This is a genomic window from Vibrio sp. Y10_XG_PY6, from assembly GCF_024181795.1.
GTDB lineage: Bacteria > Pseudomonadota > Gammaproteobacteria > Enterobacterales > Vibrionaceae > Vibrio > Vibrio diabolicus.
Genome location: NZ_JAMZAQ010000002.1, coordinates 1194010 through 1221004 on the forward strand (window position 1 = coordinate 1194010; position 26995 = coordinate 1221004).

Annotated in this window: 22 protein-coding genes; 5 read left to right on the plus strand and 17 right to left on the minus strand. The window is 43.6% G+C overall.

Annotated features, from left to right (window positions below):
- Positions 1-354: 354 nt before the first annotated feature.
- Positions 355-1323: a LysR family transcriptional regulator gene (locus NL644_RS13885; RefSeq protein ID WP_253658516.1), complete on the plus strand. Its 969-nt coding sequence runs from the start codon at positions 355-357 to the stop codon at positions 1321-1323.
- On the opposite strand, the gene NL644_RS13890 is transcribed toward NL644_RS13885, so the two are convergent.
- The 4 genes from NL644_RS13890 to NL644_RS13905 all read right to left on the minus strand — a co-directional run bounded on the left by NL644_RS13890 (position 1316) and on the right by NL644_RS13905 (position 6013).
- On the minus strand, positions 1316-2197 hold the full coding sequence (locus tag NL644_RS13890) for a YjjW family glycine radical enzyme activase (RefSeq protein ID WP_006741577.1): 882 nt from the start codon (positions 2195-2197) through the stop codon (positions 1316-1318). The two genes, NL644_RS13885 and NL644_RS13890, sit on opposite strands and share 8 nt — an antisense overlap.
- Positions 2198-2220: 23 nt before the next feature.
- Positions 2221-3765 (minus strand): YjjI family glycine radical enzyme, encoded by a 1545-nt coding sequence (locus tag NL644_RS13895; RefSeq protein ID WP_253658517.1) that lies wholly within the window; start codon positions 3763-3765, stop codon positions 2221-2223.
- A 214-nt stretch (positions 3766-3979) separates the two neighbouring features.
- Complete coding sequence (locus NL644_RS13900) at positions 3980-4603, minus strand: LysE family translocator (RefSeq protein ID WP_253658518.1); 624 nt, start codon at positions 4601-4603, stop codon at positions 3980-3982.
- 192 nt (positions 4604-4795) lie between these two features.
- The gene (locus NL644_RS13905) at positions 4796-6013 is read right to left on the minus strand and encodes an HD-GYP domain-containing protein (RefSeq protein ID WP_005394162.1); all 1218 of its coding nucleotides are present in this window, start codon (positions 6011-6013) and stop codon (positions 4796-4798) included.
- A gap of 486 nt (positions 6014-6499) precedes the next feature.
- Here NL644_RS13905 and NL644_RS13910 point away from each other — a divergent pair, with 486 nt between their 5' ends.
- Positions 6500-8203 carry a bifunctional diguanylate cyclase/phosphodiesterase gene (locus NL644_RS13910; protein ID WP_253658519.1) on the plus strand — a complete coding sequence of 568 codons (1704 nt, stop codon included), beginning with the start codon at positions 6500-6502 and terminating at the stop codon, positions 8201-8203.
- 128 nt (positions 8204-8331) lie between these two features.
- Here the strand turns inward: NL644_RS13910 and NL644_RS13915 are convergent, their stop codons facing one another.
- The 5 genes from NL644_RS13915 to NL644_RS13935 form a co-directional block, all read right to left on the minus strand.
- On the minus strand, positions 8332-8805 hold the full coding sequence (locus NL644_RS13915; protein WP_047008729.1) for a response regulator: 474 nt from the start codon (positions 8803-8805) through the stop codon (positions 8332-8334).
- On the minus strand, positions 8792-10129 hold the full coding sequence (locus NL644_RS13920) for a sensor histidine kinase (RefSeq protein WP_005394159.1): 1338 nt from the start codon (positions 10127-10129) through the stop codon (positions 8792-8794). Before NL644_RS13920 ends, NL644_RS13915 begins: the two co-directional genes overlap by 14 nt.
- A 3-nt stretch (positions 10130-10132) precedes the next feature.
- Positions 10133-11551 (minus strand): DASS family sodium-coupled anion symporter, encoded by a 1419-nt coding sequence (locus NL644_RS13925; RefSeq protein WP_253658520.1) that lies wholly within the window; start codon positions 11549-11551, stop codon positions 10133-10135.
- A 240-nt stretch (positions 11552-11791) separates the two neighbouring features.
- Positions 11792-12268, minus strand: a complete 477-nt coding sequence (locus NL644_RS13930) for a GNAT family N-acetyltransferase (RefSeq protein ID WP_253658620.1) — start codon at positions 12266-12268, stop codon at positions 11792-11794.
- Between the two features lie 35 nt (positions 12269-12303).
- Positions 12304-12666 (minus strand): hypothetical protein, encoded by a 363-nt coding sequence (locus NL644_RS13935; protein ID WP_046875214.1) that lies wholly within the window; start codon positions 12664-12666, stop codon positions 12304-12306.
- 480 nt (positions 12667-13146) lie between these two features.
- Here NL644_RS13935 and NL644_RS13940 point away from each other — a divergent pair, with 480 nt between their 5' ends.
- Complete coding sequence (locus tag NL644_RS13940; RefSeq protein WP_012841873.1) at positions 13147-13704, plus strand: DUF3750 domain-containing protein; 558 nt, start codon at positions 13147-13149, stop codon at positions 13702-13704.
- A 51-nt stretch (positions 13705-13755) separates the two neighbouring features.
- On the opposite strand, the gene NL644_RS13945 is transcribed toward NL644_RS13940, so the two are convergent.
- The 7 genes from NL644_RS13945 to NL644_RS13975 all read right to left on the minus strand — a co-directional run bounded on the left by NL644_RS13945 (position 13756) and on the right by NL644_RS13975 (position 21615).
- The gene (locus NL644_RS13945; protein WP_253658521.1) at positions 13756-15333 is read right to left on the minus strand and encodes a sensor domain-containing diguanylate cyclase; all 1578 of its coding nucleotides are present in this window, start codon (positions 15331-15333) and stop codon (positions 13756-13758) included.
- Positions 15334-15522: 189 nt separating this feature from the next.
- A complete protein-coding gene (locus NL644_RS13950) occupies positions 15523-15999 on the minus strand; it encodes a heme-degrading domain-containing protein (RefSeq protein ID WP_005393342.1) in 477 nt (158 codons plus the stop codon).
- On the minus strand, positions 15996-17036 hold the full coding sequence (locus NL644_RS13955; RefSeq protein ID WP_253658522.1) for an oxidoreductase: 1041 nt from the start codon (positions 17034-17036) through the stop codon (positions 15996-15998). Before NL644_RS13955 ends, NL644_RS13950 begins: the two co-directional genes overlap by 4 nt.
- Before the next feature lie 11 nt (positions 17037-17047).
- On the minus strand, positions 17048-17821 hold the full coding sequence (locus tag NL644_RS13960) for a DeoR/GlpR family DNA-binding transcription regulator (RefSeq protein ID WP_170902067.1): 774 nt from the start codon (positions 17819-17821) through the stop codon (positions 17048-17050).
- A 187-nt stretch (positions 17822-18008) separates the two neighbouring features.
- Complete coding sequence (locus NL644_RS13965) at positions 18009-19010, minus strand: HAD family phosphatase (RefSeq protein ID WP_253658523.1); 1002 nt, start codon at positions 19008-19010, stop codon at positions 18009-18011.
- A 126-nt stretch (positions 19011-19136) separates the two neighbouring features.
- Entirely contained in the window at positions 19137-20252 is a 1116-nt protein-coding gene (locus NL644_RS13970) for a hypothetical protein (protein WP_253658524.1), read from the minus strand.
- Between the two features lie 40 nt (positions 20253-20292).
- Positions 20293-21615, minus strand: coding sequence for an anaerobic sulfatase maturase (locus NL644_RS13975; protein ID WP_253658525.1), 1323 nt, complete (start codon positions 21613-21615; stop codon positions 20293-20295).
- Positions 21616-21792: 177 nt separating this feature from the next.
- On the opposite strand from NL644_RS13975, the gene NL644_RS13980 reads away from it, so the two are divergent.
- On the plus strand, positions 21793-22581 hold the full coding sequence (locus NL644_RS13980) for an SUMF1/EgtB/PvdO family nonheme iron enzyme (protein WP_048626337.1): 789 nt from the start codon (positions 21793-21795) through the stop codon (positions 22579-22581).
- 58 nt (positions 22582-22639) lie between these two features.
- Here NL644_RS13980 and NL644_RS13985 read toward each other — a convergent pair whose 3' ends face one another.
- Complete coding sequence (locus NL644_RS13985) at positions 22640-24961, minus strand: multiheme c-type cytochrome (protein ID WP_253658526.1); 2322 nt, start codon at positions 24959-24961, stop codon at positions 22640-22642.
- Positions 24962-25354: 393 nt separating this feature from the next.
- Between NL644_RS13985 and NL644_RS13990 the strand changes: the two genes are divergently transcribed.
- Entirely contained in the window at positions 25355-26920 is a 1566-nt protein-coding gene (locus NL644_RS13990) for an arylsulfatase (protein WP_253658527.1), read from the plus strand.
- Positions 26921-26995: the final 75 nt, after the last annotated feature.

Here is a 26995-nt window from a genome sequence, read left to right on the forward strand (position 1 = left end):
CCATTAATTATTTATACCTCTGTTACTTAAGGATCTTGAGTAAATCACCAAACAATCAACAACACAATGGCTATTTTTAATAGGTAATGACGGCTTTTCATTCGTACACAAACTATTCAGCCCTCGCACTAGAAAGATAAATAAAATAGAAATTCTAAAGTTGAAGAAAGAAAAACGCCAAAGACCTAACAAATCCAAGAGAGTTCTTTAATCTTACAAAGCTCAAATTATTTTTACGCAACACGTTAAATACATTGAGCTCAAAGCGAAAGATGCTCATTTACGAGATAAACAATAGTAAAAATTTGTTTCATCCTGATATACTGCCAAAAATCATAAGAAACCATGCTATTTATGGACTACATTGCTCTTTCACGCATTAGCCTAAAACATCTCACTGTATTGCATATGTTGTTAACCACTCACAGTGTTACGCTTGCCGCAGAGCGCCTGTGTGTGACACCTTCGAGCGTCAGTAAAACACTTGGGCAATTACGTGAAACGCTGAAAGATGACCTTTTCTATCGCGATGGTACTCGCTTGGTACCAACGGCATTTGCGCTGCACATTGGCCCCTCGATCCATGGCATACTCTCTAGCATGAATGGATTATTACATCAGGGCTCATTTAATCCAGCTTACTATCAGGGCAGTTTCTCATTATCTATGCGCGAAAGTTCGTTTGAGCTTTTTGCGCCAGTTCTACAGCATTTATCTCTGCAACTCGGCAATCATGCACATTTGAATGTGCATGCAAAAGAGGAAATGAGTTTCGATGCGTTGGTAAGAGGCCAAGTGGACTTTTTGCTGCTTCCACACGATCTTAGTCAGCCGCCCACGCAAAACAAAGACTTGGTATGGCAAACCATTCTGAAAGACGAAATGGTTTGTTTAATGGGATCATCAAATCCACTCTCTAAACAGCCTTTGTCTGTTGAAAGCTACCTCTGTGCAAGACACATTGGGATTCATGATAAAGATCTCTCACAACCTTATTTCGAGCAGAACCTCACACAAAGGCACTCGAAGCGAAATATGGCTATGCGTGTAGCGGATTTTGGTTCAGCTGCAGTGATGTGTCAGCACTCAGATTACTTGTTCACCTGTTCCAAACTTTGGGCAAGGGCGGCCATGCAAGCAAAAGGCTTGGTTGAACAATCCCTTCCATTCGATTATGGACAGGTAGCCTACAGCCTCGTTTGGAACAAAGCGAGCTTGAACGATCCGGCTTTAAAATGGCTACAAAAACAATTGCTCGATGCCTGTGCCATGCTAGACGTGCGATGCGTGAGTAAGATAACGAATCAAAACTGCATTACGTGAGTACAGTCGGCACTGCGATGGGGTTACTCACGTAACGTAAAAGTTCTGATTTTAAGCGTTCGATATCATGGCGAGAGCACGCATCCCAGGTTAGCGCCTCCCCCATGACTCCGTGATGTTGAAATGCATTTAAACGGATAAGCACCGATTCAGGTAAAGTACTCAAATAGCGCCCAATCGCTACGATTTCTATATCTAAATCACTTTTCCCTGGAATATGCAGTAACCGAACTTCATACAATTTTTCATGCTTTGCAAGGTACTGAAGCGTTTTGAATACACGATGATTATCACGCCCAGTTAGCCACTGGTGCGTCTCTGTCTGCCACGATTTCAAATCGATCATCGCACCGTCCAGAAAAGGAAGCACACGCTGCCAACCTGTCACTGATAAAGAGCCATTGCTGTCGATGAAACAAGAAAGGTGCTGTAACTCAGGATCTTGCTTCATCCCTTTAAACAGCTCAATAATGAAAGGAAGTTGTAAGGTAGATTCCCCACCGGATACTGTAACACCACTGATGAAAAAGCGATGCTTGCGTATCAAATCGAGCATTGTTACCACAGAGTAGTCAGTAATTTTTGGATTAGATTGGTTCTGACATATCTCTATACAATGATCGCAGTGGGTGCACTCCTCTTTAAGCCAAACAACGTTGTTGTTTTCGTCGAACTTCAGTGCGTCTGCCGGACATTCACTCACACAATCACCACAGTGATTACAATGGTTTATTGTATGAGGGTTATGACAGTTCAAACACTGATAGTTACAACCCTGTAGAAAGATGACTAGACGATTTCCTGGCCCATCAACACAAGAGAAAGGAAGGATACGAGTGACTTTTGCCAAAAGGCTTCCACTTCGTCTAGACATCTTGTTCTTTCCTAAACCGACCTTTACGCCTGCGTGTAGGTCGGTGTCATTTCATGACTCACCACACGTGGTGAGCGTTCTAAAATCCCAGTATTTCTTGCCGCCTCTGCTCCCAGAAACGTCGTATTGGTTCTCGAACCTTCTTCATCATATTTTGCGATATCAGAAAGCTTGACCATGTATCCCGTAACGCGAATCAAATCATTTGAGGCCACATTCGCGGTAAACTCACGATAACCAGCATTTAACGCCCCTTTGCACAAATTAAACATCGCTTCTGGGTTTGATTTCACCGTTTCATCAATCGTCAAAATATCGCTGATACCTGCACGATAATACTGGTGATGCTCAGCTGTTGCTTGTACATAAGTGACAGGGTCTGGCTCAGTGCCATAAGGAAGACGCACACCTGGCGTAACGCCAAGATCTAAGCTAATACCACCTTGAGCATGTAAGAGCGCTTTGCAATCCAAACCGTATTTCACTGGGGTTGACTCCACTAGTTTCGCCAGTGTGGCTGAAACATCATGAGCAAAAGCATTCGCGCGTTCATCTTTTCCGTACTGCCCCGTTTGGCCTTCTTTTTCGAACAGAAGATTCACCGCTTCTGCCATACCATAAATGCCGTACATTGGTGCGAAACGGGACTCTTCAATCAACCCTTCTTGCGTCAAAAATCCTTGAAAGAAATTGGACTTTTCATGCAAGTGCGTACTTCTAGCGTCTATCAACTCAACCATTAATTGATGGTATAGAGGTAAAACACTGTTTAAGAAGTCGTTACAACCCGATGCTCGTTCTGCAACTTCTTTTAGGTTCATTCGCACCAGCGTGTTTGAACCACCAGCCAGTGGCAGTGAATTGTAGCAACTTACAATACCAAAACGTGAACCGCTGTAGGCTTTCGAGTGCACAGGGTAATTGGCAATATGAGGCTTACTACACTCGCAAATATTCTGCGTCGCTTGACGAAGTAAATCATCAGGCGTGACCGACTCGTCGTACATGAACGTAAGATTTGGCGCAATCTGCTTGAGCTCGGCGTCCACTTTTAAAATAGTGCGACAAATAATGTTGTCTGTCGGTCCGACATTCACGTGCATAAACGCATCTGGCAATGTGCGATCCAACATGATCCAAAAATGTTTTAACTTTTTGTAAATTTGATTCTCTGTTAGGTCGCCTATGTAAGGTAGCAAGACATCATCCAACTGACCTAAATACACCGGAATATTCGTTACCGATGGAACATGATGGTAAATGATGGTGAGCATATTCAGCGCATCATCGAAATCGTCAGCTGGAAGCAACTCTAGATACTCAGAGCCTTGCGATAGGAACTTAGCGTAATCAGGCAGCACATAGCGTGGTTTGAAAGGTGCATGGCCTTCAAACATATCACAGATGATTCCTTCATCCATTGCTTGTCTTAGCGATGGGGAAATCGACATGTAAGGAATACATGCTTCCGCCTCCAAGGCCAAAAAGTTCGACTTTTGTTTTGGAGAAAGACGAACATCAGTCGCAATATCTAGAAAACATTGTTGTAGTTCAGAAAGGCTTTTCATCTGAGATGTCCCTGAAAAAGTAACCACAAACCCACAAGATAAAACATGGATTCTACCCCTAAAGAGTAACGTGATTTTACTCCGGCTTACCTGTTGCCACTAATGAAAATAAACAAAACGTCTATTTCCATAATGGAAATAAGCTAACGCTAAATTAGGTTATTGCAACTTACGCTATTGAAATAATCCAACCATGCACCGAACACGCGCTTTCTCATCGGTTTGCCGTCGACAACATGACGCCCGCGCTAATAAATACTCCGCCAGTCAGGCGATTGAACAACTTGGCTCTTCCAGCGACAAACAGCCAGTCTGAAGCTTTTACACCTAATAATGCATAAAATGTTAGCCAACTTAGCTCAAACACCACAAATGTAGATGCAAAAATCGCGTATTGAGCCAACAAAGACGCAGAGGGATCAATGAACTGAGGAAACAAAGCGGTAAAAAAGACAATCGCTTTCGGGTTACTAGCGCCAACAATAAAACCACTGGTGAACGCGCTGAGCGCATTCGAGGAGCTTTGGACGGCTGCCGTTTTGTCAAAATCCGTTTGAGAAGAGCGCAGCGCTTGAATGCCTAACCAGATTAAATAAGCGGCACCACACCATTTGATGATATTGAAGACCAGCTCAGATGAGGCAATCACAACCCCTAACCCGGTAAAAGAAAGCGTTAGTATAATAGTGATCGCTGATAAACTGCCTAGCGCAGTCATGAGGGCAATACGAAACCCACTGCTCACACCTTTACTTAAACACAGCAATGAGCTTGGCCCAGGCGATGCAGTAAGCACCAAAACGGCCAGAGTGTAAAAAATCCATGTATCAATTTGCATTGGCATCCCTTCCCGCAAAAAGTAGAGGGTTATATCTCAATCTTTATTGAGATATTCCTAGCTCAGTTTCCATCCATGAAACTCGATTCTTTAATAACCACCTAGTCCCTACATAATTTAGAAACCATTAATAGATAGTTATGCAATCAAAATACGCTCTGCATGCAAGGTTGTAAAGCATGTTTATTTTTCTTAATCATAAAAAGGCTTGGGATCGATTTCTAACGATGACGGAGCGACTGCTCTTTCTATTTTGTGTAGGCTATTTTTCAAATCGACCATCGCCACATCGATATAACGTTGATATTTGCGTGAGTAAAAACACTTCACTTCTGGCTTTAAAGCTTGAGAGTCATTTGAGGACCAAACAATACCAACACGCCCATCACTCAACTCAACAATAGAGCCCACTGGGTACATCCCAACGCAATTAATGAACTTGTAGACTAGGTCTGCATCTAAATGAAATGGCGTTAGACTCAACAAGATTTTAAACGCCTCTGCTGAGCTCATGCCTTTTTTGTAGCAACGATCGGCCGTCAATGCATCGTAAATATCAACAATACAACTCATGCGGCCGTGAATCGGAATCTCATCGCCTTTCAAGCCTCTAGGGTAACCATTGCCATCTAACTTCTCATGATGCATCAAACAGACATCGCGACTCACATCACTAAGGCCCTTTACATGGAGGATAATCTCACCAGCGAACACTTGATGTAGCTTCATGTGTTCAAACTCTTCAGGTGTTAGCTTTGCTGGTTTATGCAAAATCTTGTCATCAACTTTAATTTTACCTACATCATGAATGATGCCACCAATAGCGAGCTGCTTTAATGTCTGCTTATCTAACCCCAAGTACTTACCAAATGACACTAAAAGGCAAGCCACATTGACGGAGTGTTCCAACAAGTAGGAGTCTTTTTTTCGGAGTGCAGAAACACATTGCAACGCATCTGAGTCGATAAAAACGCTTTCAATGACATCATCAGCCCAAGCTTCTACCTCATCAACTTCAATGATTTTGCCTTCAAAAGTTTGATTCAATAGTTTCTGCGCCAGATCTTTTGCTTCCGCAATTAGCTTTTTGGCTCGTTTATGTTGAACATCTCTCGAGCGATAAGCGCGTTGAACCTTCGAAAAGTCAGAGGACTTGGGCTCTCGCTCCTCTTCTACGGCAACAATGGATTCATCCACAGGCTTAAAGACACACTTCTGAGAAGATAATGTTTGATCTACCCAAACATACTTCACGCCGCTCGCGGTAAGCTTCTTAATGCCCTCTGGGCTAGATATCCGCCCTGCATTGGCTAAATTTACGCGCTTGTTGTGCTCTATCGCGGTAACAAACATACCAACGCCGACATCAGCGAGCGCAATTTTGATTGAATTTTTTGGATCGTACTGCATAAAAAGAAAGCTTACTCGATATTAACGGCAGTATTATAAGAGATTTGATTAATTGGCGTGATAATAAATTAGAATTGATTACTATTAATGAGCATCCTGTCAATTAATAACCCATCGCGATCACTAAGCCCTTTTTGTTATTATGGTCTTTAGCCTAGCAAATATACAGATATGACACTCAAGAGCAGAACCTCTAACCGACACGTCTTAAAATAACTTGAGGATAATTATTCATAAATATTTATAGATTGCGGACAGCATCAATAACTGTATTTTATAAATGATTTTTACTGTTGACTATTTTTTATAAATGTCGATGATTAGCCGCCTAATCTTAGTATGTTATTAACCTAGTAGCGCATAAAATGATAGCCAAACAATTTGAACTGATACTTTTGTGATTGTAATGTACGCCAACAGATCAACTCTATGTTATCAAATCCCCACACTTATCTCTGATGCTAACACGCTCGAGGAGGAAATATCTTGACCACCATATTTGACCAACAAGCCTCAGATAGTGACCGAGAGTTCCTGAAAATCGTTGAAGAACGATTCATTCATATCTTCGACGTATTTAACGAAGGCCTCTTCTACATGGATGAGTTTGGTACCATGGTATTTTACAACAAAGGCTTCTATGAACAGCTCGGTATTAACGCTGGCCGAATCAGTTTAGAGCAATGGTTAGAGCTTGTTCATCCTCTTGATCGAGAAAGGCTGTCCACAAGGGTCGATGCGCACATCACGACCAACAATAAGAGGGTTACAACCACTTACCGAGTGCGTAAACCCAATGGACAATACGTCTGGATAGAAGGCGTAGCCATGACCAAAGAAACAGAACATGGCCATTACATGGTTGGCAGCCATCGAGATATTTCTGAGCGTAAGCTGATGGAAAGTTACATCCATCAAGTTGCATTTCATGACAACGCGTCAGGCATGGCTAACCGCGCCCATCTCTTGCTGGATATCGAGGACAGTGTACGTACCACCGATTCTTGCGCGTCTATTTGTTATATTCAGATCGAAGACATCAAATCTTACTTGAATCAATATGGCAGTGAACTGGTCGATGGGTTAGTAGAGAAGTTGCTACAAACTCTCAGTCACTTGCCCTCTCCAAACAGCTCGGTGTATCGCGTGCATGATGATGACTTTGCGATTTTGATTCACGATGAGTGCTCAATAGAAGCGCTACAGAGTTACGCTGAAAGTTTAAAACAAACCTACCATGAAGCGGTGATTGAAGAAGGCCAATACCTAGGTAGCAACATTAGCATTGGTTTGTATCCTTGTATTGACCCTAGTCACTCCGCAGAGGAAATTTTACGTAAAGCGGCAAGAACTTGTCAGTACGCGAGCGAACAAAATAGAGACCGCGTCGCGGTCTACAGTGAGAAGACGCAGCATGCCGTTGATCGCTACTTCTTTATTGAGCAAGGTCTTAAAAGTGCGCTAGAAAAACAGACATTAAGTGTTAAGTCCCAGCCAATTATTGACGCCAAAAGCTCAAAAGTGGTGAGCTTCGAATCACTAGTGCGCTGGCGTAGCAAAGAGTTTGGCGAAATTTATCCCGACGAGTTTATCCCTGTAGCAGAGAACAAAGGATTGATCGTCGAACTGGGATATCAAGTATTTGCCAAAGCGTGTGAATTCATCAAAAACTACCGTGAACGTTACCAAAACCAAGTTCGTGTTAACGTGAACGTTTCTGTACTTCAGTTGATGAACAGCGAATTCCCTACGCGAATTAAAGCCATGGCGGATGAAGCAGGCGTTGACCCCGAGTCTATTGTTTTGGAACTGACAGAAACGTTTATTTTGGATAATAACCAGACGGCTATTGCCCCCCTAAGCACGCTCAGGGAGTTAGGTTTTGCACTCTCGCTCGATGACTTTGGCTCTGGTTACAGTTCATTAAATAGCTTCTTCGACTTGCCGATGACACAAATCAAAATTGATAAGTCGATGGCATGGAAGACACTGACCAATCGCTCTTCTCAAGAGTATTTGAAGTTTCTTATCACTATGTGTCAGGAAAATAATATTGAAGTGGTGATAGAAGGCATCGAAGACGCAAAAATGTGTGACTTCTTTTCCGAGATGGGCGTCGATTATTTGCAAGGTTATTGGTTCTCTAAACCACTCTCTGTTGCCAGTGCCAGTCGCTATTCATTGAGCTAAACCGTTCTTCGGCGAAATAATCCCAGAATTAACGCTATTCCGCACGGCCACGTTAAGCATGCTGAACTACTCACAGTAAATTTCAGACACTAACTGGCCGTGACGAAAACAACCTTAGAGAGCCTTGATTAACGTAGGCGCTCAAAAACAACACTCTGATCTAAGTGTTCGTGATATTGAGTGTAATCTAAGCCCATATCAAAGATATATTGAGTCACCAAGTTTCTAACGCACTCAATCAATTGGCTCGCTTGCCATGGCTTCTCAAAGTAGCGATCAATACCTGCGGAGTTAATTGCATTAATGGTATCCGTGTGCGTCGCCTGCCCCGTCAGAAGCACTTTACGTGTGCGAACAAAACGACTGTCTTGTGATACCTCTGTCAGTAGTTCCACTCCTGTTTTACCTGGCATGACATGATCGGAAATTATTAATGCGATCATCTCGCCTTCTGCATCAAGCTCATCCATCAGTTCTAGAACCTCACCTGCGGATTCGCAGTCTTCGATATTCAACCACTGATGTAACGGCTCTAAATCTTGTAGAACCGCGCTTAATACCTCTCGTTGGTCATCAACGCAAATTACATTAAGCTTCTCCATGTTCACCCTCTACTGGTAACTTGATTCTAAAAATTGTTTTTTCACTGTCGCTCTTTACCACAATAGAGCCGTTATATCCGGCGATAATGCGTTTCACAATCGACAGCCCTAATCCTAAACCAAACGATAACCCACCCTTTTTAGTGGTGAAGTTTGGCCGGAAAATTTTTCTGCGTGTCGCTTCATCGATTTCTGGTCCGTTGTTAGCAATCGTGACCAAAATTTTCCCCTTACTCTCTCGAGTATGTATTTCGATCCCCGGGTCTTCGGTTTGACCAAGTGCATCACACGCATTCTTTAAAATATTGACCCAAACTTGTACGAGTTCGGTTTGAGAGCCAACAAAGTCCGGCAACTCCGCTGGGCTAAAACGTACGCTCACGCGTCTTAAGTCACTTTGCAATAGGGCCAGCGCTCGATTGATTGAGTCATTAATATTAAACGCTTCATCCAAATCGATATCCGTACGCCCCAATTGTTTCACTGAACGTACAATGCCAACAGTATGTTTAGAGGCAATACGCAAATCATGAAGGTCTCGCCCCATTTGCCAGAAACGTATCGCTTCTTCGGGTCTTTTTAACCAATGCTCCGACAGGAAATTATTTGGAACGGCACGTGCGAGATCACGCGCGAGATCCTTGGGTAAGCCGTAATATTTTTCGAAGTGACGCCCCCGCTTTCTCGCTTCGCTGGAAGAGACTTTCTGTCCTTGCATCAAACCAAAATCAAAAAACTGACTCGCTTCCGGATGAACTTCTTCAAGCAATTCCATGATGACCGACTCGAGTCGCTCTGATTTACTGCTTACCACACCAATAGCATTGTTCAACTCATGAGCAATACCCGCAGCAAGCTGTCCTAACGTTGTCATTTGCTCTGCGGTATGCAGCTTTTGTAACGCTTTTTCTTTAGCCAAGGCCTCTTGCATTGCACGCCGTTGACGCCGAGATAACTCGTTCACCATCACAGGCATAAATTGTGTCGTCAATGGTCCGTATGTCGCCTCTTCCACCGCGGGCGTATCACGCTGTATCCAAGCCAGTTCAACATCAGTTTGAGCAATAACTGTCGAAGAGGCCGTCCATGTACCAGAAAAGAAACTATGTACGCCAATAAACGCACCTTGAGACGCAGAAAATACCTGAATTGGCTTCTTATCATCTTCCGCATAATAGCCAGCCAACTCTCCTGACAGCACGTAGTACAACCGGTCGTTGTAGCCAGCTTGCTCGATCAGTACCGATCCGGATAAGACCGTTAATCGGCGTTCAAGATGGTTAAAATAGCGTTGTACTAACGCATCTAGTTTCGTTTCGTACATGGGTTACCCAATATGCCCAACGGTATGTAAAATCCAAACCATAACAAAACTAAGTAATACACCAATCACGCCCAGCACTGCACCGATACGAGCCATTTGGCTGCTTTCGACATGCCCAGTAGCATGAGCCAACGCGTTTGGTGGCGTACTGATTGGTAACGACATACCGAGTGAAGCGGCAAATGTCACGACTAAGATCAGCGTCACTTCTCCACCCAATGGCGTTAACGAAGTCATCGAGGTACCTAGCGCAGCCATAATCGGCATAAGTAAGTTTGCAGTAGCCGTATGCGACATAAAGTTTGCCATTAACAAGCACAAGAAAGCCGCACCAAACAAGACCACATATGGCGAGAACTGATCAAACGGAATACTGTGTACCACCAGCTTCGCAAGCCCTGTTTTATCCAGAGCAAGACCCAGAGCGATACCACCTGACACCAACCAAAGCACGTCCCAAGAAATTTTCTTCAAATCTTCCTTGTTGATAATGCCCGTCAATGAGAATACCGCGACCGGAATTAATGCCACTGTGTAAGAGTTCATCCCATGTGCTGACCCCATCAACCAGAGAATAATCGTACCTGCGAAGGTGACATAGACAATCATCGCTTTTGGTGTTTTCAAAAACTTGCTCTTAATATTCAGATCGATGGTGGTTTGCTCGGCTTTATACAAAAAGCCAATCAGAAACCACGCTAGCGCCATCATCACAATGACGAATGGCACGCCAAAGACCATCCATTCACCAAACGTAATTAAGTTATCACCAACCAAATATTTCAGCGCGATAGCATTCGGGGGCGTGCCGATTGGTGTACCAATACCACCAATGTTGGCGGCAACAGGAATACACAAGGCAAACGCAATTCGACCGGGATCTTTAGGTCCAAATACCGCAATCACAGGGGTTAGAATCGACAACATCATCGCTGTTGTTGCGGTGTTTGACATAAACATGGAAAAGACAGCGGTGATCAACATCAAACCCAACATAACGAACTTTGGGTTTTGCCCAAATGGTTTTAGCAACACGCGCGCTAAGTTGACATCCAGCCTGTACTTTGTCGCCGCCATAGCTAAGAAGAACCCGCCGAGAAACAGCATAATAATCGGGCTAGCGAAAGTCGCCATTATCTCGTTATATTGCAACAGCTCACCAAAATGTGGCAGCCCTTCTTGCAAGCGAAAAAGTACGATGCTTTTATTCGAAACAAGCAATAATTCGAGCACAATGATAACGACCGAAGTCGCGTAGATTGGAATAGGTTCAAACACCCAGCAGAGTGCAGCAAGCAAGAAGATTGCGATCACTCTCTGCTGGACGATAGTAATGCCATCAAATGGGAATGCAGAGAGGGGCATTAACCAAATAAGCAATGGTATCAATGTTGGAATAATGTATTTGAGATAAGGGCGCATAGTACTACTTCTCTTCCTGAGATGGTTAGCCAGACACGTTTGGCGTTTGGAACGCCATTACCCACCGTAATACCGAAGCTTTTAGGCTCTGACTAAGCCTTCAGAGACGAAAAATGCAGTAATGGCTTGTTCCAAAGAAGATTATGCACACTGTTTTCAAACAAAACTTTGGTGCGAGATCAATGAACTTGTTTTCACATTGGAAAACATTTTATATCTGTGTTCAAGCTCACTAAATGCTCACGATTTCAATGAAATATACTTTTCCATCATAAAGTTAGTTAAGGTTTCTCCCCTAACTTCAGCACGTTGCTGAACCTTAACTGTGAACCCCATTTTCTCGTAGAAAGGCCGGGCAGTGATACTCACTTCAGAGTACAGTCGCTCTATCCCCTTTACTTTCGCCTGTGAAAATAGAAAAGACATCAAATCACGACCAATACCTTGACCTTGATATTCATGGTGACAAAAGAAATGGTCAATCAAGCCGTTACTTTGCAAATCACAATAGCCAACGATCTGCCCTTCTATTTCCGCGATATAGGGTTGAATAGCATCCATTGTGCGTTGCCATGAATTGAGATCAAAATCTGATGGGGCCCAAGCTGAAACTTGTGATTCGGTATAATCGCGACGATTAATGACTCGTACAGTGTGGTAAAAAAGTGTCCACAATATTGGAGCATCCTCTGCGCGATAGCGACGTATTGAGAGCATCGGTTCAACCATTCCTATTCGATAAATACCAAGTATTAACGCAAAGTAATACTGGTGAATTCATCATTTTCAATACCAACCACTAAAGGCTTTTCAAGCTGATCGCTGTTCATCAATACGGTGGTATTTAGCTCTCGACTTGATCTGCGTATTTTGCTTTTTCTGATGATATGTATATTCACAATGTAATCGGAATATTCCTTCGTGACTCCTCCAGAAAACTCCACATGTTCACTTTCATTATCTTGAACCACATGAAATTTTCGATTTGCTTGAATATCAGCGCTGAGTGAAGAGTCACCATAGTTCAGTACAACGGACGTTGGTTCACTATCTTGATTGGCAAAACAGCCAAATGCGAACGTGCATAATGCAAGTATACTTTTTGATTTAAACATTGGTTATTCAATTTCTAGTTATTTTTCTGCCATTTGCATTACCAAACAGCACTCCTCAATAATCGCCTATTGTGCCACAGGTGTACGCAAGTCTCTAAATACAGTAAAAGGATGTACGATGAAATTCCGCTAAAAATGGGGAAATCACAATGCAGCTCAGGATAAACCAGCCTATTTAATCGCCCCCAATAACACCCAAGCAATTGTTTTTATTGAATTTAAAAGTAATAAATAGTGTAAGCAATATACGTACAAGCTCTTACTTTTTCATACGCAACTAAGCAAGCTAATAGAGAGAGACAATATTGTCTATGCCACATGTTACAAATCTGCGTACCTCATTATTACGTATGATCCGATATTGTGGCGCTAGCCTTCCCTTCTTTTTAACGAAGGGAAGATTTAACAATAAGGCTTGCACCTATTTTATAGCTAAAATCAATAAAGCATTTCCAACATCGGTTGGTCTAGGAGCGATCAATGAAAAACTCTCTCAGTTTTACTCATCTATTAAAAGTTGGCTTGATATCAATCGCAGCTTTGATGGGTGGATGCACTCAAGGAGATTGGCGTACCGCAAGCAGAGAACCTGCCGGTATCGCGCCTGACCCTTCCAATGTGAAACATGCCGTAATTGAGTTTTATGCCGCAGATGCATTTGGTTGGCGAGGCTGGTTTGCGGTGCACACTTGGTTTGCGATAAAGCCTGAAAATGCGAACGAATATACCGTTTATGAAGTGGTCGGGTGGCGCGTGAATCGTGGACAACCCGCTCTGTATCAATACCAAACGGGCACACCAGATCGCTACTGGTATGGTGCGAAGCCAGAAAAAATACTCTCAATACAAGGTGAAAAAGCCGATAAACTTATCCCAAAAATACAAAGCGTTATCAACCAATACCCTTGGGCTGAAGAATACACGTTGTTTCCAGGACCAAATAGCAATACATTCCCGGCTTGGGTGGGCAAGCAAATTCCGGAGTTAGAACTCGACTTGCCATTTAGAGCAATTGGTAGCGGCTACGCCAACGAGTAAAACAAAAGCTTGGTAACTGGCGCGTTTTACGTTCAGCGCATAGCACTATACCTATTGTGCGTCTTCACCCAACTCGGTTCTGTTTCTTCCGTTGCGCTTTGCTTTATACAGAGCGTTGTCAGCGTCTTTCATTACCGCTTCAATTGGCATATCGTTGCCTTTCCAGTGAGAAACACCAAGTGATACCGTTACCTTACCAACGACCAGGAAATCGTGTTTTTCTACGTTATGCCTAATCCGCTCAGCGACATCAACCGCGTGATGGACATCCGTCGCTTCAAGGAACATCATGAACTCTTCCCCACCGGAACGGCAAAGATGATCATTCGCTCGGGCTTGCTCTTTCATCAACTGAGCGAATTCTTTGAGTAGATTGTCACCCACATCATGACCATAGTTATCATTGACGCTCTTAAAGTGATCAATATCCAAAGCTAAAATAGAAAAAGCGGTGTTTTCTTGCTTAAACAAGCCTAGAACTTTGTCTAAGCCGCGTCGATTTAACAACCCAGTCATCGCGTCTGTTAGCGTATCCAGTTGCAGCTTATCAATGGTTTTTGAAACGATACCAAACGCCTTGAGAAAACTGAGCTTCAAATGTGAAGCCTCAAAATACCAAGACTTAACCAGCTTCAAATCATCGATGGATGAGGAGTGCTCTTCTACTCCTCGAACAGCGCCAGCCAATTGCCATAATGGTCTTGAAATAAGTAGAGAGAAGAACCAGATCAACAGCAGAGTTAATAAACCAATTGGAATCGATTTGAAAAATACACTCCACATCTGCTCATCTAGCACCATTAACGTCATTGATTTCGGGCGCTGAGCGACAATTCCCCACCCTGATGATTCAACTGGTGCATACCCTGCTAGCATTTCAACACCGCGAGAGTTCACAATTTCTTTGTTACCACGCTGACCCATTGTCACGGCGTTAATTGCCATATTATCGTTGATCACTTCACCAACCCGCGATTTATCTGGGTGGTAGATCAGCGTATTGCTTTCGTCCACAACGTAAAGGAAAGAGCCATCTTTGTAAGCATGCTGGCTAAGTAATTCCGCAAGAATATTGTCCTTCTCTAAATAGATAGTACCGCCGATATAGCCTAAATATTCATTGGACTGAGAAAATATAGGGTATGAGATCGTTAACAGATAATTTCCTGCGGGTGAGATGAATGGCTCAGTGACAACGGGCGCTTGAGCATTTAAAGATTGACGTTTTCTTTCACCAACGAGCTTTACACCTTTAACCTGAAGTGTCTCTGGTGATACAGAAATAATGACGCCTTTCGCATTAACGACAACCACAGAGTTGAATGATTTGGTTTGCTTTCTCAGCCTCTCCGCCTCTTCGTCCAGAAACTGAGCATCGTGCATCTTATCTTGTAGCAAGTTCGCACTGTATTTTAGCTGCAACATTGAGCTTTCTATGAAAGAGTCCGTCATTTCTGACATTTTTTGCGCATAAACGCGGTTGGACTCTAACGTGTTATTGATGATGAGATCTCGTTGCACTCGATAGATCGAATAAAACGCATTGATCAAAGTGACAAGCACACTGAAAACACACAGGATTACAATAAGGTTTCTAAGATTAAGTTTTTCTTTTCTTCTAAAGGACATTTGCCAACTGCCAGCTTCGATGGCTTTTTGTATGAATGAGCGTATAGGTTATATGAAATCGATTTAATTTTCAGGTAGGAAGTTGGGAGCAATATTAAATATTTTCTCACATAATAGGACGCAAAATGAGCTAATAAGAGAATTCAGTGACACAAAATAAATGCCGTGCCACTGTAATATCGCACAACTTTAAGCAAGCTCTGTGCTGGTCATTACCATTGTCTTTAATACATCGACAACAAGCTGATGATCATCTAACTGCGGTAAACCCGATACCGTCACAACCCCAATTAAACCAGAACCCATGATTCGAATTGGGAACGCGCCACCATGAGCACAATACTCACGCGCATCGAGATGTGGCTGATTTTCAAAATCACGCTGCTTTTGCTTATTGTATAGCGAGAGGTAGTAAGAGCTGCGACCATATCTCAATACTGAGTTTCGCTTTCTACGAACCCAATCCAAATGGTCAGCGCACGTTCCTGTCATCGCGTATTGAAATAGCGTTTGTCCAAAACCGTAGACCTCAATAGCCACAGCCGCGTCACAGGCTTCCGCCGCTTCTTTTAAAGCTAAACCAATAGACCACGCAACTTGATGGTTAAACTCTTTCAATTGAAGCTCATGCTCTTGTTGAGCGACAAGCTCAAGCGTTAAGCTCATGATTTCACCTGAATCGTTTTACCCGTTTTACTGCTTTCCAATGCCATCTCAATCAGAGCGATATTCTGTACTGCTTGAACGGCAGGAACCGGGTTATCAGCACCCAGGCGAATTGCGTCCGCCACACCAACAAAATAAGCTTGATACGCACCTCTCTCCGTTTTGATAGTTTGCGCACCGTCTTCGTCGTAGCGGACACCGTATAACGCCTCGTCCTCTTCTGACCAAGCATCGTTCTCCGGTAATCGACCTTCTTTTAAGTAACCTTCTTGAGGATCTAATCCGTATTTTTCATATTTAGCCTCAGTACCCAATACTTTATAACGCAGGTTTGGTTCTGGGCTGTATAAGTTTGAATGTAAATGCACAATATGGTCTGGGTAATGAAGCACTAAGTTGTAGTAATCAATCGTCGTCGCGCCCGGACGCATCATTCGACACTGTGCGTCTATCGCATCTGGCAAACCAAATAACACCAAGGCCTGATCGAGAAGATGGGGAGCAAGATCGAATAAAATACCACCGCCATCTTGAGCCTGCTCTCGCCAGCGTTGACGAACTTCAGGACGGTAGCGATCAAAGTGCGACTCAAACAACCTCATACCACCTAACTTACCTTGTTCGATAAGCGATTTAACGGTGAGAAAGTCGCCGTCCCAACGCCTATTATGAAAAACGCTCAGAACCAATCCTTTTTCTTCTGCTAAGGCGATCAACTCATTCCCATCTTCTATGCGCGTTACAAACGGTTTTTCGACAATGACATGTTTCCCATTGTTCAACGCGCGCTTTGCGAGCTCGTAGTGCACGTCATTTGGCGCAGTGATGATCACAAGCTCAGCGTCACTGTCATCGAGTAAAGTATTGGCATCAGCAAACCACTGAGCATCTGGCCAATCATTTTGGACCGCTTCCTGTTGACGAGAACTTATTGCGCTCAACGTCAAGTTTGGCAGTGCTTTAATGAAGGGTAAGTGGAAAGTTTTTGCTGAATATCCGTAACCAATCACGGCGGTCTTTACGGGATCGTAAGCCATACTAAGATTCCTTATTTCGGTGAAACAACAATACATTCAATATCATTGTGGTCGAGAAGTTGTTGAAAATCTGATTGAGGAGCATGATCGGTAATAACGATGTCGATCTTTGACAAATCACATACATGGTGAAAATTGTCGCTTCCAATTTTGCGGGATTCACAAACGACAATGACTTGTTGAGCTTGCTCTATCATGGTTTGTTTCATGGTTGCTTCTAGCTCATTATTTGTCGTCAACCCTCGGGATGACAACGCGCACACACCAATAAACGCCTTATTCACATGATATTGCTTCATTTGCTGTTCTGCTTGTGCACCCAAGATCGCTCTGGCGTAGGGGTCAAAGTGTCCACCTAAGAAATGGACGTCCATTGATTCACTTTTTTCAGCAGCGAGCAGTACGTCAATACTGTTGGTGACCACGTTGAGCTTATCTTCTTCACAGCGTGCTTTTTCTACGTAAAGTGGGAGCAGAGATAAGATAGTACTGGTATCAATAACAAGGTGGTCACGCTCATCCACAAGCTTAGCGGCCGCTTGAGCGAGGCGATGCTTAGTGTCACTAATTGGTCGATTAGAGTACGCCTCTGTAGAGGAAGATATCGGGGCAAGCATGACGCCACCTCGGATTCTTTGTAATCCCGGTAGTTGGCTCAACTTGACTAAGTCTCGACGCGCTGAATCTCGCGAGATGCCAAAATACTCGCAAACTTCCGATAACGTTATTTTGTTTTGTAGCTCTAGCTTGGCTCTGAGTTCTATCAATCGCTCTTCTTGCGTCATTGCTTAAATTCACTTAAGTGGTTTTAAGCAATAATGCCACACAGCAATCAAATAACCAATACGGACGCACGCAATATTTGCTTATGCTGATACCAAACAGAATTGTTAAGTTGAGGAGATGAAGAGCGTTTTTCTCATCACCCCCTATCACAAAATGTTTGGTGTAGTGTTTACGTTGGCTGGGTCGCTACTTTTTCATCGCTTCTTTAAAAACTTGATTCCAATCTTGTTTCATATCGACAAACAACCAACCTTGCTCTTCACCCACTTTAAATGATTTGTCTAATTTCCCCACGTGAGAGTCTTTATCATACGCCCATTCACGCTTGTCATCCGTGTGATGGATAACCGCTGAAAATCGTGGGCCAGACCCCGCTTTAGTCCACTCTAACATTTGTAAGTCACCGTCAGAATTACCAAATGCCATCACCGGGCGCTTACCAATGAAGTTCTGAATCGTGACAGGCTTCACCGCTTTATCATTCACAAAATCAATTTCTGGCAAGCGTTGAATAGTCGGCTGTCCATCAACGACCTGATACTCTGCTTTTAATGTCGTCCCAACGATATTTTGCGTTGGGATCCCGTACACTTCTGGTGCCCAAACACGCATGAAATCAATACCACCTCCAGAAATTATATAGGTCTGGTAGTCATTTGCTCTCAAGTAGTCGAGTAACTCAAGCATCGGTTGATAAACCATTTCAGTGTATGGCTTTCCCGTCGTAGGATGCACGGCCGTTTTCATCCACTCCTTCACTTCTTGATGGAACTGATCAGTCGACATTCCGGAGTGAGTCGCCATAACAAGCTGCATCACACCTTCAAGGCCTTGCTTGCCAACCCCCTCCAAGTCACCTTTTATTGCCGAAGCAAAAGGTTCTGTTGTTTTCCAATCAGGATGCTCAGAGGCCATCTCTTTCACTTTATCGATCGCAAAAAACAGCTGTAGATAAACGGGTTTTTCTGCCCACAGCGTCCCGTCATTATCAAACGTAGCGATCCTTTGGCTTTCAGGAATATAAGCGTCCGAGCCTTGAGTCGTCGTTTTAGTAACAAACGCCATAATAGCTTGCTTCGCACCGGTGTTGTTCCATGACGGCAGAGGATCTTGCACATCAGCAGCAATGCCATAGCTAGACAGAGCAAAACTTGTCGCAAGGACAATCACCTTTAACTTTATAGCCATTTTAATTCCTTATATTGAGGTACGGGATGCAAATCCAAATGAAAGTATAGTTCACGATTAACAAGCGCAATTCAGAGCAACATATGTAACGACACCAAAAAGTGACCCTGTAACTAGAAACACGCTTTAGTTAAAGAAGCTTACTGATAAAGTGTTGAGTTCGCTGGCGTCAACCTGCTCTGAAGTACTTTGACGTCCCTTTTTCTGATTAAGCTCATCAATCACATAATCCGGAGCCACTTTCTTAAGTTCCGCTAAACACTGTTCAGACTTGGGGTTATCGTACCGAATGTAGATATCACACACTGCGTAAAGCTGCTCCGGCGCGCCAGAGATCAAATAAGCTTTTTCAAAAGCGTGCACAGATTTTTTAAGATCTAACTCTTCTTGCAGAACACCATTTAAGTACCAAAAATAACTGTTGTTCTTCGCCATGTTAGCGGCCTTTTCAATTTCGCTAGCGGCATCATGCTTCTCACCAAGTCTTACTAGCGCCAATGACTTCGAGTAATGCAAAGCAGCGTTATCAGGAAAAAGTGTGATTGCTTCATCAAGTACTTGGATAGCTTGTCGATCTTTTTGTTGCGCTCGAAAATTGTCCGCATAGCTTAACCAGACTTGGGGGTTACTTGGCATCAGCTTGGTTAGCTCTGGATAAATCAATGCCGCTTTGTCCCACTCTCGATGCCAACGATATACATCGGCAAGGAGTAATCTAGAAACGTTGTCAGTTTTCTGCGACAAGTAGGATGTTAAATCAGTCACCACGCCTTCAAGTGACTGTTGCTGCTCCGAACTTAAACTGGCGTAATCTCGAACCAAGTTTATCGCTGCGGTAATTCGAACCATTGCATCGTCATCACTTAGCAACGGGGAAACCAGACGCCAGCGATGATCTATCATATAGGGTTGAGCTCCTACAATTGCTGCTTCACGAATTCCAGCATCTGCATCTTTCAAACCACGAGCGACGGCAACCAAAGCGTTTTGGCTGGGGTAGTTGGCCAGTTCACGTAAAGCATCAATACGCTTTTCTGAAGACAACTTCTTGTTTTGTGCATCATAAGACAACTTTTCGACTCGCTGTGCTAGCGTCATTGGTTCTTCTTGAGATGCTATCTCAACGGGTGAAACTTTATCTGAATTGAGCAGAGGTTTATCTTGAGCCCAAGCGCCTAGGCTTAACGCTACACTCATCGTGAACGTTAAAAGTGACTTCGTAAAACGCGTTATCTTGTGCATTGATGAGACCTTACTTTTATAAAACTGGACCAGTTGAATCTTAGAACTTAATGTCAAAAACAGGTCGATTAGACGCTTTCAGGTGCAAAGCCTTATCACTGTATTTGCCGTGTACCACAGGGTTGCCCATCGCTCGTAAAATGTACGCCATTGATTTGTCGACATGCGCAAAAAACTTCTTCCAACCTGCACATAGATAGTTAAGGCCGGGCTCACCTTCTCTCGTGCGAATAAAGCGGTTTTTAGGGCATTCTCCAAAACATGCAAACTGATAATCGCAATTAACACACTGCTGAGGCAGTGTACGACTTTTAGCAAACGCGAATTTCTGCTGGTCAGGGCTATAAGCGAGAGTATCGAGTTTTTCACGGTGAATATTTCCGACCTTGTATTCCGGGTAAACATAGTGGTCACATGCAAAGACATCACCGTTTGGTTCCATTGCTAAACCTTTGCCACAGATTTCACCTAGCGTGCATAGTGGGTTTTTGCTTCCCATCCATGTTTCCAAACTCGCTTCAAAATACTGTACAAAAACGTTACCAATATCATGCACGACCCACTCATTGAATATCGCGATAAGGAAGTTACCCCATGCTTCATCCGCCACACAAAATGGCTCGACAACTGAATCCTTGTGGCCGGGAATCAGACGTTTATCACCTTGCATTAATTGCTCATTGGGCTTCCAAGTTTGTGGCGCTGTTGTTCTGAAAGTTTTCTGCTCAACAATCGGAATAAACTGCATTTGAGGGGAGCGTACTTCATCTCGTAAGAAGCGATACACTTCCAATGGGTTACGGCTGGTCAAGTTGTTCACACACGTGAGCGTTGCGAACTTCACTTCATGCTTATGTAATAGCTCAACGGCGTTCATCACTTGTTTAAATGTGCCTCTTCCCGCTCGATTTGTTCGGTAAGCGTTGTGCATCATCTCAGGGCCATCGATGCTTAAACCGACGAGAAAGTGGTTCGCTTTTAGGAACTCGCACCACTCATCATTAAGAAGCGTGCCATTGGTCTGAAGATCGTTGGAAATCGTAATACCATGAGGACGGTATTGATCTTGTAATTCAACAATTCTTTTGAAGTAATCCAACCCCAGCATGGTTGGCTCTCCACCTTGCCAAGAGAAGATAATTTCAGGTGTGTTCTGCCCTTCTATATATTGGCGGATATAGCTCTCTAAGGTTTCGTCATCCATTATTGGCGAGCACCCTTGCTTATATTCCAACAAATCTTGTTTGCTTAAGTAATAACAATAAGTGCAATCGATGTTGCAGGCAGCACCAATGGGCTTTGCCATCACATGTAAACGCTTAGATGCTTTTCCGTTGAACTGCGGCCCTTGAGTTATGTGCATTCATCACCTTCTTAGTTGCTAACCTGTCCCCAATGATGTCAAACCTAATCATCGAGTTAATCGCCTAGGGTGATGATAATGTTCAATTATTCTCGGCGCTTGTTATAGTGTGTATAACCGTTTGTTATGGTTTTGCTTGCTAGACTTTCTGACCAAAGTCGTTGACGGAGTCGCCGAATGAAGCATCCCAAAAGTAAGATTATTTCCTTTGTCTCAACCATGTCGGTCACGCTGATAATTAATGGGTGTGCAACAACCCCACCACACTCTCTCGCTCAGAAAATCGATCAAGATATGGTTCTTGTCGAAGGTGGGCAGTTTACGATGGGCGCAGATAATCCATCAGCCAAAAAGTCAGAGCGCCCAGCTCGCACTGTTAACGTTGATGGATTCTATTTGTCAAAATTCGAGGTAACTCAATCGGTCTTTGAAGCTGTCACTGGCTCCTCTCTGAGCTACTTTCGAGATCCAAATACACCCGTCAATAATATTAGTTGGCAACAAGCCAATTATTTCATTAAGAAATTGAATGAAAAAACGGGAGAGCATTACCGTCTACCAACAGAAGCTGAATGGGAGTTTGCCGCTAAAGGCGGAATTTTAAGTAAAGGCTTCACTTTTTCTGGATCAAACAATATTGATGATGTGGCTTGGTATGCGAATAACTCGCACAATAAGGCTCATAAGGTAGGTCAAAAGCAACCAAACGAGCTCGGGTTGTACGATATGACAGGTAACGTAGGCGAGTTTGTGATTGATGCTTTTGACGAAGGTTATTACAAAACAGCGCCCAGTGATAATCCGGTAAACGCAAAAGAGGAAAAAGAAAGCCTTGCACACAAGTCTGTACGTGGCGGCAGCTTTGCTTATGACGCAGACGAATCTGAAAACTATCGCCGCGATTTTGCCAGCCAATCCGTCATTATGTCTGACATGGGCCTTAGACTAGCGAAAGACGTAGACTAAACTAAGTAGAGAAAGTGGCGCGATAAAGCCTCCACTTTTTACTATTGGTGTTTAATCTCTACAGATTCGTAATAGGTGCTTTCAGCTGATCAATAGCCTGCTTAGGAGCATAATTACTCAGCTCTTTTAGACACCTATCGAAAGCAAAAGCGACAGCGCCTTTTTTATGATTTCTCGCTAGAACTTCGCATTGAGCATATAAATGTTGAGGGTTCCCACCGACTTTAAACGCAGTCTGCAATGCCTTACTGGCTTCCAGAACGTCACTTTTTTCCAAAGCTAGACCATAAACATACCAGTAGTGAGCGTTAGTCTTTCCTAGTTCTGCGGCATGTTTAAGTAGAGCTTTGGCCTCATCTTCCTTGCCTTGGCGTAACAAAGAAAGACCGGCACTGTAAGGTAATGAGCTGGATTTAGGCTGAGCTTTCATCCCTTGTTGTAACACCGAGAGCGCAGCTTTTTCTTTCCCAAGGCGTCGATACAGGTCCGATAAATTCACGTAACTATTTTCGAAATAAGGCTCGATACTTATCGCTTCTTGGTATAACGCAATTGCCTTATCGATTTCGCCTAAGCTGCGGTATACATTTGCCAAATTGGTTCTGCCGAAACCACGATCGGCGTTAAACTTTTGAATGTCCATGTACTCTTCAAGCGGTGGTTGAATCCTATCTTTTTGTAACGGCGTCATTTGCGCATAGCTGGTCACTAATACCGAAGCCGCCTCCGCCCTCACTGAAAGTACGGGATCATCCAGCAGTGGTTCTAAAATTTGCCATCGATCATGAAACTCATAACCAGACGAGCCCGCGACTGCGCCGAGTCTAATCATTTCATTCTCATTTTTAACGGCCCTTGCGAGCGAAACAGTCGTATTTTGGTCAGTCTTGCCGCCCATTCGCTCTAATGCAGAAGCTCGTATGATGTCTTTTAATGATGAATCCTGAGCAGAGTAAGCCAGAGCATTCGCCGCCCCTTTGTGCCCAATTGCATCGGCATAAAACGCGACAGCAAAGTGTTGTTGATTGCGGTATTGAGAGTGAGGAAACCATTCGGCTATCTGCGCATCCGCCCACTGGTTATTCTTATCCTCATGACAAGACGTACATACATTAGGCGTGTCGATGTGTTTACTCAAGTCAGGTCTAGGTACGTGCCAACTGTGGTCTCTACGAGGATCGACTTGCATATAAGTCGTTTCTGGCATGTGACAAGTCGTACATTGTGACGCTTTGGATCCCGCTTCATGGAAAGTGTGGTTTTCTGGGGTATATTCTGACGCAATATGACATTGTGAACATACCGCCTCTTCTGGGATGTTTAGCTTTGCCGAATGAGGATCGTGGCAATTGGTGCATGTTACGCCTTTTTCAGCCATTTCAGACTGAAGAAATGAACCGTAAACATAGTCTTCATCGTAAATTTGGCCATCGTGGTAGTAGAGTTCTGGAGTGATCAGGCTTAACCGATATTTATCGAAAAATGAGCCTTGAATGTGATCACCAGTCTCATTTAACTGCGTTCGACGGCTGTGACATTGTGCGCACGTCTGAACTTGATTTGTTTCTGCGATTGCTTTTGGTTGTAACGTTCTGTGGCCCTTCTCAAATACCCACTCGGTTACCGCTTTAGATAAATTTCGGTCAAAACCATAGTGACTATCTGTATCGAAAAAGCCCCCTATAGATGCGGACTTTTTCGCCAACTCTATGTGTCCACTTGCAGGGCCATGACATGCTTCACAACCAACATTGATCTCGGACCAAGACGTATTGTAGGTACTTTTGATTGCGTCATAGTTCTTCTTTAAATTGGTCGAATGACAGTCTGCACACATGAAATTCCAATTTTGCCCAGTGTTAGTCCAGTAAAACTCATCTGTCGTTGTTGTCTCTGGATAGAGGTGAAACCAGCGCTGACCACCTTCCGATTTCGTCCTTGAATCCCACGCAAAAGGAATGAGCTGTACACGACCGTCTTCAAACTCCACCATATATTGCTGTAACGGTTCCCAACCAAATGTGTAGCTAATTTTATAATCATGCCATTGACCATCAGGGCCTTGAATATTGACCCAATACTCCTCGCCTCGTCTAAAAAAACGGTTGGGTTGCCCATCATGCGTCACTGTGCGGTTATCAAAATCACCTTGAACAGATTCTGAGTTTGCATGTTTCATTGCCATATCGTGATGAGAGCCCTTCCAAGCCTCCACCTCTTGTTGGTGACATTCCGTGCACGTTTGCGTGCCAACATATTCCAACCCAAGCTTCGTGGTATTTTGGGAACTCTCTATCACTGATGCCTGGGAAAAAAACGAACCACTCACCATGACGATACCCAGAAATAGACACCGAAACCGACCTGCCCACTGACTCATAACTATCCTTAGTATTTAGATGGTGCAACTTGAATCAATATAGTCGCTAACCCCTTGGTTATACAAATAATTAGAAGTGAAAGGCTTTCAAAATGAGTGCTCCATTCTTCGTCCCCCGATTAGGGAGTATCTCGGTGTTTTTGCTGAAACTTTATTCGTCTCACCAGCAATCGGCAATGGTGTTCATTAGTGACCCATCTCTATTTTTAAAACCTCCCCAAATCATCACAATGACAAGTATTTTTATTTAGAAACAAATAGTTAAACACCCTCAATAACTTATGGTTATAAAGAGTATAAGAGGATTTTTCTATACACATCATTAACTTATGCAACACCTAAGCACAAGGTTTACTTGTGCTTCTCGTTACTCTCAACCACCTGGAGTTTTTTATGGCAAACCAATTGAGAAAAATCGCAGTAGGCGTCGGACTGTTAGCAACGTCCAGCGCAGCGATGGCGGCAGACAAACCCAACATACTTGCAATTTTCGGTGACGATGTCGGTTACTGGAACATCAGCGCATATAACCAAGGTATGATGCGTTACAAAACCCCGAACATCGATCGTATCGCGAACGAAGGGGCTTTGTTTACAGACCATTACGGCCAACAATCTTGTACTGCCGGTCGAGCAGCATTCATTACTGGCGAAGAACCATTTCGCACTGGCTTGCTGACGATTGGTATGCCGGGTTCCGACCATGGGATTCCAGATTGGGCACCAACTATTGCTGACTTACTAAAAGACCAAGGTTATATGACAGCTCAGTTCGGCAAAAACCACTTGGGCGATCAAGATAAGCACCTACCTACCAATCATGGTTTTGATGAATTCTTTGGTAACTTGTACCATCTTAATGCAGAAGAAGAGCCCGAAACCTACTATTACCCTAAAGACCCAGAATTCCGTAAAAACTATGGTCCTCGTGGTGTAATTAAATCTTATGCCGACGGTAAGATTGAAGATACTGGCCCAATGACGCGTAAACGCATGGAACACGCGGACGAAGAGTTCCTCGAAAGCACTTTATCGTTTATGGAGAAAGCTGTTAAAGCAGATAAGCCTTTCTTCATCTGGCATAACTCTACGCGCATGCACGTTTGGACTCGATTACAAGAGAAGTACCGAGGCAAATCCGGTGTTAGCATTTACGCTGATGGCATGTTAGAGCATGACGATCAAGTCGGCGTATTGCTCGACAAACTCGATGAGTTAGGCGTTGCTGACAACACCATCGTTATTTATACAACAGATAACGGCGCTGAGACCATGACTTGGCCTGATGGGGGCGCAACCCCATTCCACGGTGAGAAAGGCACGACTTGGGAAGGCGGTATGCGTGTTCCTCAACTTGTGCGTTGGCCAGGTGTCATTAAGCCAGGAACGAAAATCAACGAAATGATGGCTCATCAAGACTGGTTGCCAACATTGTTAGCGGCAGCTGGCGTTCCTGACGTGAAAGAAAAGCTTGCTGAAGGTTACAAAGTAAATGGTAAAGACTGGCGTGTCCATATAGACGGCTACAACTTCATGCCATACTTCGAGGGAAAAGAAGAGAAAGGACCACGTGAGTCTCTGCTCTACTTCACCTCAAATGGTGAACTAAACGCAGTACGCTGGAATGACTGGAAACTTCACTTTGCAACTCTAGAAGGAAACCTAAGCGACGCCGTGCGATCTGTACCAAACTGGCCTAAAATCATTCACTTACGCGCAGACCCATTTGAAAAAGGTCCTAGAGAGTCACAAATGTACCTACGTTGGATGGCAGACAACATGTGGTTGTTTGTACCAATTCAAGACGTTGTTGGCGACTTCTTTAAAACGTTACCTGAATACCCAATGCAACGCGGTACAACTATGAACCCTGCTTCTTTAAATTACGACTCTTTGCAGATGCAAGAAAAGATGCAGCAGTTAGAAATGCTTAAACAGGAAGTGAATAAAGTTAAGTAATTTAATTAATCACTCTAGATTGCGTTGCTGAGCCAGCAGAGCTCTGCTGGCTTATCTGTATCTCTACGGACACAC